Source organism: Hyphomicrobiales bacterium (assembly GCA_016710435.1).
In the GTDB taxonomy this organism is placed as follows: Bacteria; Pseudomonadota; Alphaproteobacteria; order Rhizobiales; family Aestuariivirgaceae; genus Aestuariivirga.
Window position 1 is genome coordinate 1,732,085 of record JADJVV010000001.1, and the last position, 13,331, is coordinate 1,745,415.

Genomic DNA, 13,331 nt, shown 5'->3' on the forward strand with positions numbered 1-13,331 from the left:
TTCCAGACTGCGAATACGCAGCGTGCACCGTTCGCAGGGAGGATCGATGAAGGAACGGCTCATTGGCATTGATGCCGGCGGCACCATGACGAAGGTCGTGCTGTTCGATGTCGCGGGCAATGAACTGGCCTGTGAGCGCCAACCCAATCATGTGCTCCTGCCCCATGCAGGCTGGGTCGAGCGTGATGGCGAGGCCATGTGGACGGCGGTCTGCATCTCCCTGAAAGCCTTGCTGGAAAAGACGGGCACCGATCCCGCCGACATCATTGCAGTGACGCCCTCAGGCTATGGCGGCGGCGTCTACCTCGTGGACAAGGACGGCATCAACGTGCGGAACGGGGTGATCTCGCCCGACACGCGCGCCATTCCGGTGCTCGACAAGTGGCACGCCACGGGGGTGGCAAGGCAGATCATTCCCGAGATTGAATCCAACCTCTGGCCCGGCCAGACCTTTTCGCTGCTGGGCTGGTTCAAGGAACATGAACCCGACACGCTGCGCCGCACCGCCCATGTGTTGTCGTGCAAGGATTTCCTGCGCCTGCGCCTCTGTGGTGACGTCTCGACGGATCCGACTGACGGCGGCTGTGCCGGCATCATCAATGTCACCCGTTCGGATATCTCCCAGGACGCCTTCGCCATTGCCGGCATGAAGGAGTGGCTGCCGAAACTGGCGCCAGTCCGCAACGCCGTGGAAATCGCAGGCCGCATCACGGCGGCAGCCGCGCGCGAAACGGGCTTGAAGGAAGGAACACCCGTCTGCCGCGGCGTGTATGATGTCGTGGGCTGCGCCCTTGCAACGGGTGTGGAACGGGACAGCCAGCTGGCGGCTGTGGCCGGCACCTTCAGCATTCACTCGACACTGCACCGCAAGCCGACACTGGATCCGCTTCCGACGATCCAGACCCCCTATCCCGTGGATGGCCTCGTGCTCGCCACCATGGCCACGCCCACCTCGGCCAGCAATCTCGAATGGTTCGTCAACACATTCATGGCGGCGGAACGCAGCGCGGCGAAAGCCAAGGGCGTCAGTGTCTATGACGTCTGCAATGATCTTGTCGGCAGCACCATGGGGCGCGGCAATGACATTCTCTTCTTCCCCTTCCTGCTCGACGGCCCGCGTGGCGCGCCTGCGGGCTTCACCGGCATGACCATGTCGACCAGCATGGCCGACATGCTGCGGGCGGTTTACGAGGGCGTCGCTTGCGTGCACCGCCTCGACATGACGAACCTGCTCACCGGCCCCAGCGCCGCGAGGCCAGATGTGATCCGCTTTGCCGGCGGCCCCTCGCGCAGCGCGGTTTGGGCGCAGATGTTTACGGATTGTCTCGGCCTGCCACTGGAAATCACCAACGGCAGCGAACTTGGTGCCAAGGGCGCGGCCATGTGCGGTGCCGTGGCGGCGGGTGCCTACAGCAGCATGAGCGACGCCATGAAGGGCATGGTCAAGCTCGAACACCGCTTCACACCGGACCGCAGCAGAGGTGCCGTCCTCACTGAGAAATACAAGCGCTTCCGCGCTGCCATCGACACCAGCGTCGCGGCTTGGCGCGCCGCGCAGGAAGCGCCCCGCAGCCAAGGCGAAGCGGCATGATGGCGATCCCGGCAGGACTTTCGCGTGAAAGGAAAAGCGAAAATGAATGAGCGCAAACGCTTATTTCGCACCTGCGAAATGAACTTTTTCCTGAATTTCTACGTCCTAATTGACAAAAACGAAGAAAATAGAAAGAGTGACCGAAATTCTCGGGACGACGATTGATGCTTGATCTGACGCCGCGACAACTCCAGATCCTCGCCCTTGCCCGGAAGTCCGGCAACGTGGGCGTGGACGCGCTGTCGGCGCATTTCGATGTGACACCCCAGACCATCCGCAAGGACTTGAACGAACTCTGCGATGCCCGCCACCTCACGCGCATCCATGGCGGCGCCATGTTGTCGTCGGGCGTGGAGAACGTGGCCTACGAGTCCCGCCGCTCCCTGGCCTCGTCTGAAAAGCAGTTGATCGGCCGCCGCGCCGCGGCCCTCATTCCTGACAACACCTCGCTCTTCATCAACATCGGCACGACGACGGAAGAGGTAGCGCGCGCCCTCGTCCGCCACGAGGGCCTGCTCGTCGTCACCAACAACATCCATGTGGCTGCGATCCTCTCGCCCGTTCCCAAGATCGAGGTGATTGTCGTGGGCGGCGCCGTGCGCAAGACCGACGGCGGCATCGTGGGCGAGGCGGCCGTCGATACCATCCGCCAGTTCAAGCTCGATCATGCGGTGATGGGTGTCTCCGCAATCGACGAGCATGGCGCGCTTCTGGACTATGATTACCGTGAAGTGCGCGCCGCCCAGGCCATCATCGAAAATTCCCGCAATGTCATTCTGGTGGCGGATGCCATCAAGTTCGCCCGGTCGGCACCGGTGCGGATCGGTCATCTGAGCGACGTCAACGTCTTTGTAACCGATCAGCCTCCGCCGGAACCCGTTTCGGAACTCTGCCGCAGCAAGGGCGTGAAACTGGAAATCGCCGGCCCAGCGCAGGCCGGCCAGGGCGAGGAGGCTGCATGAGCCGCACCCGCGCCCGGCATTTTTCTGCAATCCGGAAGCACCACACCGGTGGCTTCCATTCCTCCATTTCCGTGTCGCCAAGGGGTGTGGCCAAATATGCTTGAACTGGTTGATGTCAGCAAAGTCCAGGAAGGTCAGGTCCATATCCATCCGACCAGCCTGACGCTGCAGCGGGGATCGCTCAACGTGCTCCTCGGTCCCACGCTGTCGGGCAAGACGACATTGCTGCGCCTGATGGCGGGGCTGGAGAAGCCGACCACCGGAAGCGTGCGCTTCGATGGCAAGGACGTGACCGGCGTTGCCGTACAGAAGCGCAACGTCGCCATGGTCTACCAGCAGTTCATCAACTATCCCGCCATGACGGTGTATGAGAACATCGCCTCGCCCCTGCGGGTCGCGGGTGAAGCGAGCGCGGTGATCGATACCGAAGTGAAGAAGGTGGCTGAGCTCATGCGGCTCACGCCCTTTCTCGAACGCCAGCCCCTGAGCCTCTCCGGCGGACAGCAGCAGCGCACCGCGCTGGCCCGCGCCATCGTGAAGAAGGCAAGCCTCATCCTGCTCGACGAGCCGCTCGCCAACCTCGACTACAAGCTGCGCGAGGAAATGCGCGAGGAGCTGCCCAAGATCTTCGCCGCCTCGAACTCGATCTTCGTCTATGCGACGACAGAACCTTCGGAGGCGCTTCTGCTCGGCGGAAACACCGCAACACTGCACGAAGGCCGCGTCAGCCAGTTCGGCAAGACGATTTCCGTCTACCGCAATCCGCACGACCTCGTCACCGCACGCACCTTCTCCGATCCGCCCATCAACACCCACGCAGCCGTCAAGGACGGCAAGACCTTCGTGCTGGCGGAAAAGGCCGCCGGCGGAAAGGGCAAGCCTGCGAAGATCACCTTGCCCGTGCCGCAACATCTTGCGGGCGTGGCCGATGGCCCCGTGACGCTGGGTGTGCAGCCGCATCACCTCTCGCTGGCGGAGCCCTTCGCCAAGGCACCTGCCGTCAAGGTGCGAACCCAGGTCTCGGAAATCGCAGGTTCCGAAAGCTTCGTGCACGTGCTCTTCGGCGACAAGCGCTGGGTCATGCTGGCCCATGGCGTCTGCGAACTGGAGCCGGAGACAGATATCGACATCTACCTCGACACGCGCCACCTCATGGCGTTTGGCGCGGACGGCGCGGCTTTGGCCGGCAACGCAGGCTGAGGGCAGGGACATGGCCAGAATCACGCTCGATCACATCCGCCACGCCTACGGTATCCGTCCGTCGGCCCCGCAGGATTACGCCCTCCGCGAGGTCCACCATGAATGGGCCGATGGCGGCGCCTATGCGCTGCTCGGTCCATCCGGTTGCGGCAAGACCACGCTGCTCAACATCATTTCGGGACTCGTCCGCCCCTCCGAGGGGCACATCCTGTTCGACGGCAAGGACGTGACGCAGTTGCCGACGGAAGACCGCAACATCGCGCAGGTGTTCCAGTTCCCCGTCGTCTATGACACGATGACCGTCTACGACAACCTCGCCTTCCCCTTGCGCAACCGCAAGGTTCCGGAAGACCTGGTGGCGACGCGCGTCAAGAACATCCTCGAGATGCTGGAACTCACTGACCGCGCCGACAAGAAGGCCCGGGGCCTCACTGCCGACCAGAAGCAGAAGATTTCACTGGGCCGCGGCCTCGTGCGTTCCGACGTCAACGCCATCCTCTTCGACGAACCCCTCACCGTGATCGATCCGCATCTGAAGTGGGTTCTGCGTTCGCAGTTGAAGAGCCTGCACCGCCATTCGCGTTTCACCATGGTCTACGTGACCCATGATCAGACCGAAGCCCTCACCTTTGCCGACAAGGTGGTGGTGATGTTCGAGGGTCAGATCGTGCAGATCGGCACGCCGGCCGAACTGTTCGAGAAACCCAAGCACACCTTCGTGGGCTACTTCATCGGCTCGCCCGGCATGAACGTGTTCCCCGTGGACGTCGCCGGCAGGAAGGCGAAGCTGGGCGACACGGCGATCGATTTGGGATTTGCACCGCATATTCCCGCCGGCCGCAAGACCGAACTCGGCATCCGGCCAGAGTTCATGGAGATCGGCCGCAAGGGCATTCCGCTCACCGTGCGCAAGGTCGAGGACATCGGCCGCCAGAAGATCGTGCGCGGCACGCTGGCAGGGCAGGCCGTGTCCATCGTGGTGAAGGAAGACAGTGAAATTCCGGCCGAACCCCGCGTCACCTTCCAGGACAAGGGCATCAACATCTACGCCGATTCCTGGCGTGTCGGACAGGAGGGCTGAGCATGAACAAGACCTGGAACAACAAGGCCTGGTTCATGGTACTGCCCGCCATGCTGATGGTCATGGTCTCGGCGGTCATTCCGCTGATGACCGTCGTCAACTATTCGGTGCAGGACACCTTCGGCAACAACGAGTTCTTCTGGAACGGCACGGAATGGTTCACTGAAGTGCTGAAGTCGGACCGTTTCTGGGGCGCGCTGGTGCGCAACTTCGCATTCTCCGCCACCATCCTCGCCATTGAAATCCCGCTGGGCGTCTTCATCGCCCTCAACATGCCGCGCAAGGGCATTGGCGTCTCCATCTGCCTCGTGCTCATGGCGCTGCCGCTGCTCATTCCGTGGAACGTGGTGGGCACCATCTTCCAGCTTCTCTGCCGCACCGACATCGGCCTCGTGGGCTATGCCATTGCGAGCCTCGGCATCCCCTACAGCTATGCCGCAGACCCCAAGGATGCCTGGATCACGGTGGTGGTCATGGACGTCTGGCACTGGTCGAGCCTCGTTGTGCTTCTCGCCTATGCAGGCCTCGTCTCCATTCCCGATGCCTATTACCAGGCGGCCCGCATCGACGGCGCCTCGCGCTGGTCGGTGTTCCGCTACATCCAGCTTCCCAAGATGAAGCGAGTCCTCATCATCGCCTTCCTGCTGCGCTTTATGGATAGCTTCATGATCTACACCGAACCCTTCGTGGTGACGGGCGGCGGACCAGGCACATCGACGACCTTCCTGTCGATTGACCTCGTGAAGCGCGCCATCGGCCAGTTCGACCTCGGTCCGGCGGCGGCCATGTCCATCATCTACTTCCTCATCATCTTGCTCGTGTCATGGATCTTCTACACCGTGATGACCAGCAATGACGAAACGGCCTGAGGTCACGCCATGAGCACGGATACCGCAACCCCCGCTGCCAGCAAGCCCGCCGACACGCCGCATGTGAGCCTCGCTCACACCGGTGAGAAACGGAACTGGACAAGCATCATCGTCTCCACCAGCTACATCATCTTCCTGATGATCCCGATCTATTGGCTGATTATCACCAGCCTGAAGGACAATCTGGAGATCATGACCAATTTCTCCATCGTGCCCAACACCTGGACGCTGAAGAACTACACCAACATCTTCACCGATGAATCGTGGTATTCAGGCTACATAAATTCGGCGATCTACGTGGTCATGAACACGGTGATCTCCATCGTGCTGGCGCTGCCTGCGGCCTATGCCTTCTCGCGCTACCGCTTCCTCGGCGACAAGCATGCCTTCTTCTGGTTCTTCACCAACCGCATGTCGCCGCCGGCGGTCTTCGCGCTTCCCTTCTTCCAGCTCTATTCCGCCTTCGGCCTGATCGACACGCACGTCGCCGTGGCGCTGGCCCACTGCCTCTTCAACCTGCCGCTGGCCATCTGGATCCTCGAAGGCTTCATCTCCGGCGTGCCGAAGGAGATCGACGAGACGGCCTATATCGACGGCTACAGCTTCCCGAAATTCTTCGTGAAGATCTTCGTGCCGATGATTGCCTCGGGCATCGGCGTCACGGCCTTCTTCTGCTTCATGTTCTCCTGGGTGGAACTGTTGCTCGCCCGCACGCTCACCACCACCGCCGCCAAGCCCATCGTCGCCACCATGACACGCACTGTCTCATCAACGGGCGTCGACTGGGGTCTCCTGGCGGCGGCCGGTACCCTTACCATCATCCCGGGCGCGCTCGTCATCTGGTTCGTCCGCAACTACATCGCCAAGGGCTTTGCCCTGGGCCGCGTCTGAGGAGGTCTCGCACATGGATTTCTCATGGATGGCATGGACACTCCCGACGGCGCTGTTCTTCTGCGTCATCTTCGCCATGCTGATCGGCATGGGGGTGTGGGAATATTATTCGCCGGGCGGCAATCCCCGCGTCGGCATCCTGCGCATCGAAACGACGCGCGGCGACCGGTTGTTCATATCGCTGCTGGGCGCCGCATACATTCATATCGCGTGGCTGGGGTTGACTGACCTCAGCCTGTGGTGGGCTCTTGCCTTGTCCCTTGTCTACGCCGTTGGTGTGTTCAAGTTCGTCTAGGCGGGAACCGGCGAGTGGCCCGGCGGCAACCGGACCACTCCAATAAAAATGCAATCGCAACACCGAGGAGGATCCTAATGCGAAAGCACCTTTTGACGACGAGCACTTTGCTTGCACTGGCATTGTGCGGTCCGGCATATGCCGGAATGGACGAGGCAAAGGCGTTCCTGGACCAGGAAGTCAACGGTCTCTCCGCCTTGAACCGCGCCGACCAGGAAAAGGAAATGCAGTGGTTCGTTGATGCCGCCAAGCCTTTCGCCGGCATGGACATCAAGGTCGTTTCGGAAACGATCACCACGCACTCCTATGAATCGAAGGTGCTGGCTCCGGCCTTCACCGCCATCACGGGCATCAAGGTCACCCATGACCTGCTCGGCGAAGGCGACGTCGTCGAAAAGCTGCAGACGCAGATGCAGTCCGGCGAAAACGTCTATGACGCCTACATCAACGACTCCGACCTGATCGGCACCCACTGGCGCTACCAGCAGGCCCGCAATCTGACGGAATGGATGGCAGGTACCGGCAAGGACGTGACCGACCCGATGCTGGACGTCGATGACTTCATCGGCAAGTCCTTCACCACCGCGCCGGACGGCCAGCTCTACCAGCTGCCTGACCAGCAGTTCTCGAACCTCTACTGGTTCCGCTACGACTGGTTCAACGACGAGAAGAACAAGTCCGAATTCAAGGCGAAGTACGGCTATGACCTCGGCGTGCCGGTGAACTGGTCTGCTTACGAAGACATCGCCGAGTTCTTCACCGGCCGTGAAATCGAAGGCAAGAAGGTCTTCGGCCACATGGACTACGGCAAGAAGGACCCGTCGCTCGGCTGGCGCTTCACCGATGCGTGGCTCTCCATGGCCGGCAACGGCGACAAGGGCATCCCGAACGGCCTTCCGGTCGACGAATGGGGCATCCGTGTGAACGAGAAGTCGCAGCCCGTGGGCTCTTGCGTGGCGCGTGGTGGTGACACCAACGGCCCGGCCTCGGTCTACGCCATCACGAAGTACCTGGAGTGGCTGCAGAAGTATGCTCCGCCGGAAGCGCAGGGCATGACCTTCGGCGAAGCCGGTCCGCTGCCTGCCCAGGGCAACATCGCCCAGCAGATGTTCTGGTATACCGTCTTCACCGCCGACATGGTGAAGGAAGGCATCCCGGTCGTGAACGCGGATGGCACGCCCAAGTGGCGCATGGCCCCCTCGCCCCACGGCGTGTACTGGAAGGAAGGCATGAAGCTTGGCTATCAGGACGCCGGTTCCTGGACGATCCTGAAGTCCACGCCCGACGATCGCGCCAAGGCGGCCTGGCTCTATGCCCAGTTCGTCGTGTCGAAGACCGTCGACGCCAAGAAGTCGGATGTGGGCCTGACCTTCATCCGCCAGTCGACGCTGGACCACCAGCACTTCACCGACCGTGCGCCCAAGCTCGGCGGCCTGATCGAGTTCTATCGCTCGCCGGCCCGCCTGCAGTGGTCGCCGACCGGCACCAACGTTCCTGACTATCCGAAGCTCGCGCAGCTCTGGTGGCAGAACATCGGTGACGCTTCTTCCGGCGCCAAGACGCCGCAGGAAGCCATGGACGCGCTCTGCGCCGACCAGGAAAAGGTGCTGGCACGCATCGAGAAGTCTGGCGTGCAGGGCGACAAGGGCCCAGTCCTCGGTGAGGAAAAGGACCTTGCCACCTGGAACGCGGAAGCTGTGAAGGCCGGTGGCCTTGCCCCGCAGCTGAAGATCGAGCCGGAAAAGGACAAGCCGGTCACCATCAACTACGACGAGCTGATCAAGTCCTGGCAGAAGTAAGCCAGTCCGAACAAACCAACGCCGCCCGGACGAAAGTCCGGGCGGTTCTGTTTTGAGATGGTGAAGTGAAAAGGCGGGCCTACGGTTTTCCCGCCACGCCCCGGTGGTGGAGATAGTGCTTCACCAGCGCGCCGCCCGTGAGGCGGAGGTTGTGGGCCGTAGTCTCGCCCATGCGGAAGAGGACGCCCACATAAAGCAGGTCCACGAGAAACAGCTGGCTGATGCGGCCTTCGAGGAAATCGCCGTGCAGCGGCACCACCTGTTGCGTGGCACCCCATGTGGTGAGACAGACCTGCGCCGCCTCGGCCACGTCGGAATCGAGGTCGCTGGTGATGGCGATCGTGGTCGCCCCATTCTCCCGCGCCAGCAGCAGCGTTTCCGATACCGTGAGCGTGGTGCCGGTGTGCGAGATGCCCACCACCACATCCCCGGGTGAAAGTTTTGCCGCGATGATCGTCTGCGTGTAACCATCGCGATAGCTCGCCGCGTCGAAGCCCGCCTTGAGGAACAGATGGGCCGCCTCGTCGCAGATGGCGGCACCACCGCCCACGCCGACGAAGATGATCTTGCGCGCCTTGCTCAGCGCATCGACAGCCTGTTCCAGGCGTTGCGCATCAAGCATCCGCTGCGTGCCTTCAAGCCCGGCCACCAGCAAGGACATGAGCTTGCCGCTGGTCTGGATGAGCGAGTCCCCGGCGGCGATCTCGACGGGAATATTGGCGTAGGTGCCGGGCGGCCTGCTGCCCTCCGCGACGGAGAGCTTGAGATCCGGAAAGCCTTCATAGCCCAGCGCCCGGCTGACGCGGCTGATGGTGGCTTCGCTGACACCGAGCTTGCGCCCCAGTTCCGTGATGGAGGAATCCAGTCGCGCCCCCGCATTCTCGCGCAGGAAGTCGGCCACCACGCGCTCCGACTTGCGCAAGCTGCCATAGCGTTCCTGGATGCGCTCCAGAAGCGTGCCGCGCGGCGGAACGGTAGGTTCGGAGGTGAGTTCGGTCATGGCCGGTGTCTACAGGTGATTGGATAAGACCACACTGTCACATCCGGAAAAAAGTTCCACATCAATGATCAGGCGGGGAAGGGCAGGAAGGTTTGCCGCGGGCGTGACAGAAATTTTCAAGAAACGGGGAAATATCAAGGGGATTCGAGTCCGGCATCCCCAGCCCGCACCCCTGAATGCACTCTCAACCAGATCCTTAAAGAATAAAAAACAATTTCAAAAACAATGAGATAGAATAGAATAGGCAGGTCGGGAATTCACTTGCGGCGTCCGTCCTTGCTGTCGTGAAGAAAATTTTACTCGACAGCTGCAAAAGCCGATGTTACAGACTTTCCACCGCCCATTCCTTGCCGTCAACGGGGTCTTTTACATCATGCCAGCTACAGCCAAACACGCCAACGCACCGCCCCGCGAACTTCTGGAAAAGATTTTCCGCACCGCCTACAAAATCCGCGTTTTCGAAACCGAGGGCATCAAGCTTTATCGCCAGGGCCTCATCCGCGGCTACTTCCATCCCTATCTCGGCCAGGAAGGCATCGCCACCGGCGTGTGTGCGGCCCTTGCCGAGGGTGACATCATCGCCTCCACGCACCGCGGCCACGGCCACTGCATCGCCTGGGGTGCCGACGTGAAGAAGATGGTCGCCGAACTCCTGCAGAAGGAAACCGGCTACTGCCGCGGCTACGGCGGCTCCATGCACATCGCCGACATTTCCAAGGGCAACCTCGGCGCCAATGGCATTGTCGGCGCCGGCACGCCGCTGGGCGTTGGTGCCGCTCTCGCCAACCAGATCAAGGGCAATGATGCCGTCACCGTCACCTTCTCGTCGGACGGCGGCAGCAACAACGGCACCTTCCTCGAATCCCTCAACCTCGCCGCCATATGGAACCTGTCCTACGTGCTGGTGATCGAGAACAACCACTACGCCGTCTCGACCCGCATCGAGGACTCGACCCGCGAGCCCGACCTTTACAAGCGCGGCACGGCGATCGGTGTCGAAAGCCATCAGGTCGACGGCAATGATCCGCTCGCCGTCTATGAGGTGATGCGTGATGCGGTGAAGAAATGCCGCGAAGGCAAGGGCCCCATCCTGATCGAGGCCAAGACCTTCCGCCACATGGGCCACCATGTGAACGACCCTGGCAAGTACATGCCGGAAAAGGAACTGGCTCACTACAAGGAACGTGATCCCGTGGACCGCGCCCGCAATGCCCTGAGCGAGATGTCGGGCATCGAGAAGTCGCAGATCGACGCCATCGAGGAAGAGATCCGCAAGGAATTCGAGGACGCCGTGGAATTCTCCAAGGCCAGCCGCGAGATCACGCTCGCCGAATTCCAGCAGTTCATCGACAACTACTGAGCGCAAGAGAAAGCAACGACAATGACACGCGAAATCATGTACCGCGACGCGCTCCGGGAAGCGATCGATGAAGAGATGGCAGCAAACCCGCTTGTCTTCATCATCGGCGAAGGCATCGCTGAACGCGGGGGTTCCTACAAGGTGACGGAAGGCCTGCTGACCAAGTATGGTGCCAAGCGCGTGCGCGATACACCCATCGCCGAAGCCGGCATGATTGGCGTCGGCGTGGGGGCGGCCATCGCGGGCGCCCGTCCCATCGTCGAAATCCTCTACGTCGACTTCGCCATGCTCGGCATGGACATGCTGGTGAACCAGGCCGCCAAGTTCCGCCTGATGACGGGCGGCAATGGCCGTGTGCCCTTCATCATGCGCACGCAGGGCGGCACGGGCGGCGGTGTCGCGGCCCAGCATTCGCAGAGCCTTGAAGCCCTGTTCTATCATATCCCGGGGCTGAAGGTGGTGATGCCCTCGCAGCCGGCCGACGCCAAGGGCCTGCTCAAGTATGCCCTGCGCCAGGAAGACCCCGTGATCTTCCTTGAACACAAGCACCTCTACATGACCAAGGGCCCGGTGCCCGAGGGTGAATATGTGATCGAGTTCGGCAAGGCCGACATCAAGCGTCCCGGCAACGACGTCACCCTCATCGCCTGGTCCAACATGGTGCCGCGCACGCTGGAAGCCGCAGCCAGGCTCGCCGAAGAAGGGATCGATGTTGAAGTGATCGATCCCCGCACATTGGTGCCGCTCGACAAGGAAGCGATCCTCGCCTCCGTTGCCAAGACCAACCGCGTGGTGATCGTGCAGGAGGCTGTGCGCCGCGGCGGTGTTGCCTCCGACATCGCCTCCATCATCCAGGAAGAAGCCTTCTACAGCCTCGATGCCCCCATCGAGATCGTCGCCGGCCTCAACATCCCCATCCCCTTCAATCTCGAACTGGAAAAGGCCAGCGTGCCACAGGTGCCGGACATCATGTCCGCCGTTCGCCGCACGCTCCATCTCCAGCCCCGCGCCATTGCAGCACAATAAGTCAACGCACCCTCGCAAGAATTGAGAACGATCATGTCCCTTCATGTCCTCGAGAAGCTCGCCGCCACCAATCCCGAATGTGAAATCTGGTGGGATTCCTCGCCGCTGGTTTATGCCGGCTGGAAGGAAAAGATGATCAAGGATGCCCCGCCCGAGAAGAAGCAGGCGTGGACCGAACAGCTCACGCGCCTTTTCGACGAGGACACGGTGAAGTCCAGGGGCACCATGGGTTTCCGCGGCGTCACCACCAACCCGCCGCTGTCTCTGCAGGCCATCCAGGCGAACCCCGGCTTCTGGGCCGGCGAAATCCGCAAGATCGCGGCAAAGCATGACCGGAACGACGTCGAAGGCATCTACTGGGAAACCTATCTCGACGTGGTGCGCCGTGGCGCTGACCTGATCCGCAAGGTCTATGACACATCGAAGGGCAAATACGGTTTCGTCTCGGGCCAGGTCGATCCGCGCTTCGTGACCGAAGGCGAGATCATGCTGGCCCAGGGCCTCCAACTGGCAGCGATCGCACCCAACGTCATGGTGAAGATTCCCGGCTCCAAGGAGGGCTACGAGGTGATCGAGGAGTTGACCGCGCGCGGCATCTCCACCAACAACACCACCTCCTTCACGGTTCCCCAATATGTCGCCTGCATGAACGCCGTCTCGCGCGGCCTGGAACGGGCGAAAAAGGCGGGCATTGACCTGAAGAGCTGGCGCTCGGTCATCACCCACATGTCGGCGCGCCTCGGCAACGTCGGCGATCTCAAGGCCCAGGCCGATGCACGCGGCATCGCGCTCTCGCCCGATGACATCCTCCACGGCGAGATGGCCGTGATGAAGCGCGCCTATTTCCACGGCAAGAACACCGGCCACCCCAGCAAGATGCTGCAGTGTTCCATGCGCGTCACCGATGCCGGACCCGGCGGCAAGGCTTCGTCCGGGCACATCTCGCAAATTGCCGGTGGCGACTTCGTCTACACCTGTCCGCCCGGATACATCGCCCAGCTGATGCAGGCGGAAGACAGGCTGCCCGTCTTCGATGCCAATGCCATCAATGAGGAAGCGCCGAAGGAAGTGATCGCCAAGCTGATGCGCATTCCCTATTTCCGCCAGGCCTACGAGTTCGACGGCATGAAGCCCGAGGAATTCTCGCGCTTCGGCGCCTTTGCTGCCACGGCGACGGAGTTCGCCGGTGCCACGCGCAAGACCGTGGATTTCGTGGCCCAGGCCGTCGAAGCCAGCCAGCAAGCCGCCTGAGGAGAA

General features: G+C 61.8%; 12 protein-coding genes. 11 read left to right on the forward strand and 1 reads right to left on the reverse strand.

Going from position 1 to position 13,331, the window contains the following annotated elements:
- The first annotated feature begins 46 nt into the window (after nt 1-46).
- The 8 genes from IPM06_08390 (at nt 47) to IPM06_08425 (ending at nt 8,688) form a co-directional block, all read left to right on the forward strand.
- A complete protein-coding gene (locus IPM06_08390; GenBank protein ID MBK8770433.1) occupies nt 47-1,591 on the forward strand; it encodes a carbohydrate kinase in 1,545 nt (514 codons plus the stop codon).
- 164 nt (nt 1,592-1,755) lie between these two features.
- The gene (locus IPM06_08395; protein ID MBK8770434.1) at nt 1,756-2,553 is read left to right on the forward strand and encodes a DeoR/GlpR transcriptional regulator; all 798 of its coding nucleotides are present in this window, start codon (nt 1,756-1,758) and stop codon (nt 2,551-2,553) included.
- A gap of 96 nt (nt 2,554-2,649) precedes the next feature.
- Nucleotides 2,650-3,753 carry an ABC transporter ATP-binding protein gene (locus tag IPM06_08400; GenBank protein ID MBK8770435.1) on the forward strand — a complete coding sequence of 368 codons (1,104 nt, stop codon included), beginning with the start codon at nt 2,650-2,652 and terminating at the stop codon, nt 3,751-3,753.
- Between the two features lie 10 nt (nt 3,754-3,763).
- The gene (locus tag IPM06_08405) at nt 3,764-4,834 is read left to right on the forward strand and encodes an ABC transporter ATP-binding protein (protein ID MBK8770436.1); all 1,071 of its coding nucleotides are present in this window, start codon (nt 3,764-3,766) and stop codon (nt 4,832-4,834) included.
- A 2-nt stretch (nt 4,835-4,836) separates the two neighbouring features.
- Nucleotides 4,837-5,703, forward strand: coding sequence for a sugar ABC transporter permease (locus tag IPM06_08410; protein MBK8770437.1), 867 nt, complete (start codon nt 4,837-4,839; stop codon nt 5,701-5,703).
- A 9-nt stretch (nt 5,704-5,712) separates the two neighbouring features.
- Complete coding sequence (locus IPM06_08415; protein ID MBK8770438.1) at nt 5,713-6,594, forward strand: carbohydrate ABC transporter permease; 882 nt, start codon at nt 5,713-5,715, stop codon at nt 6,592-6,594.
- A 13-nt stretch (nt 6,595-6,607) separates the two neighbouring features.
- Entirely contained in the window at nt 6,608-6,889 is a 282-nt protein-coding gene (locus IPM06_08420; protein ID MBK8770439.1) for a DUF2160 domain-containing protein, read from the forward strand.
- A 77-nt stretch (nt 6,890-6,966) separates the two neighbouring features.
- Nucleotides 6,967-8,688 carry a carbohydrate ABC transporter substrate-binding protein gene (locus IPM06_08425; GenBank protein MBK8770440.1) on the forward strand — a complete coding sequence of 574 codons (1,722 nt, stop codon included), beginning with the start codon at nt 6,967-6,969 and terminating at the stop codon, nt 8,686-8,688.
- A gap of 79 nt (nt 8,689-8,767) precedes the next feature.
- Here the strand turns inward: IPM06_08425 and IPM06_08430 are convergent, their stop codons facing one another.
- Nucleotides 8,768-9,688 carry a MurR/RpiR family transcriptional regulator gene (locus IPM06_08430; GenBank protein MBK8770441.1) on the reverse strand — a complete coding sequence of 307 codons (921 nt, stop codon included), beginning with the start codon at nt 9,686-9,688 and terminating at the stop codon, nt 8,768-8,770.
- 373 nt (nt 9,689-10,061) lie between these two features.
- Here IPM06_08430 and IPM06_08435 point away from each other — a divergent pair, with 373 nt between their 5' ends.
- From IPM06_08435 to IPM06_08445, 3 genes are read left to right on the forward strand one after another with little or no spacing between them, the layout of a single operon-like run.
- Nucleotides 10,062-11,048 (forward strand): thiamine pyrophosphate-dependent dehydrogenase E1 component subunit alpha, encoded by a 987-nt coding sequence (locus tag IPM06_08435; protein ID MBK8770442.1) that lies wholly within the window; start codon nt 10,062-10,064, stop codon nt 11,046-11,048.
- Between the two features lie 21 nt (nt 11,049-11,069).
- On the forward strand, nt 11,070-12,074 hold the full coding sequence (locus IPM06_08440) for an alpha-ketoacid dehydrogenase subunit beta (protein ID MBK8770443.1): 1,005 nt from the start codon (nt 11,070-11,072) through the stop codon (nt 12,072-12,074).
- Nucleotides 12,075-12,107: 33 nt separating this feature from the next.
- The gene (locus tag IPM06_08445; protein ID MBK8770444.1) at nt 12,108-13,325 is read left to right on the forward strand and encodes a hypothetical protein; all 1,218 of its coding nucleotides are present in this window, start codon (nt 12,108-12,110) and stop codon (nt 13,323-13,325) included.
- Nucleotides 13,326-13,331: the final 6 nt, after the last annotated feature.